This is a genomic window from Kineococcus indalonis, from assembly GCF_009906395.1.
Taxonomy (GTDB): Bacteria; Actinomycetota; Actinomycetes; order Actinomycetales; family Kineococcaceae; genus Kineococcus; species Kineococcus indalonis.
The window spans coordinates 1-866 of the sequence record NZ_JAAALM010000904.1 but is presented as its reverse complement, the minus strand read 5'-3'; the positions used below and the strand labels follow the sequence as shown (position 1 = coordinate 866).

At 77.7% G+C, this 866-nt stretch carries 1 protein-coding gene; it reads right to left on the bottom strand.

The window, feature by feature from the left end:
• Positions 1-101: 101 nt before the first annotated feature.
• Positions 102-530: an SsgA family sporulation/cell division regulator gene (locus tag GTR00_RS21860; protein WP_205706404.1), complete on the bottom strand. Its 429-nt coding sequence runs from the start codon at positions 528-530 to the stop codon at positions 102-104.
• Between the last annotated feature and the right edge of the window lie 336 nt (positions 531-866).

Sequence of the window (866 nt, the reverse complement as noted above, 5' to 3'; positions counted from 1 at the left end):
GTGCGGGCCCTCCCGCCCGGGACCCGCCGACGCGGGAGGGCCCGCACCCGGCGTCGGTGCCGGGTGCGGGCCCTCCCTGAGCGTCGTGCTGTCGCTGCTGCTCAGGCGGTCAACCGGGCGATCAGGTCGTCCAGGTCCAGGTGACGCGCCTCGCGGCCCGGGGGCACCAGCGCCTCGGCGCGGCGCAGGAAGCGCCGGACGTCCGCCTCGTCGGCCTCCAGCTCCGCGTTGCCGTCCGGGGAGGACAGGCGCAGCAGCACCCGCGGGCGACCGTCGGGGGAGTCGGTGCACGGGCGCACCTGCACGTCGCCGTCGCCGGCGGGTGCGGTGAGCCCCTCCCTCAGCAGGTCGCGGGCGAACACCCACTCCACGTCCGCGTCACCCCCGCGGAAGACCGCGTGGATGGCGAAGGGGTCGTCGGCCCCGTAGTGCAGGCTGGCGGGGACGGGGAGCCCGGGGCCGCTGGTGGTGCGTAGGCGCAGCGACACGTCGACGTCGACCTCGGTCTTGCGGTGCGGCAGTGCAGGCACGTCGACCTCCGTGTGCTCATGGCCGCTGACGGGCTCCAGCGACCGTGCCGGACAGTTTCCCACCATCCGCGCCCTTCAAACACCCCAACGGCGCAACTCGTCCCTGCCGTCGTGCGACGTCCCGCCGCGGGGTCGCGGGCGGGTCGCGCGGGGGGAGCGCCGGGGTCGCGGAGCGGTGTCGGCGCGGTCGCGCCCGGTGACCCCGCGCGGCCCCCGGGTGGTCCTCGGGCTCCGGGGCGGCGGCGCGGGAGCGCTGCGGGACCCTCGCGCGTTGCACCGACGGCGAGCCGCGGAGGCGGGGACGAGCAGGGGGGACGAGTGCGGGTGACGGCGGGC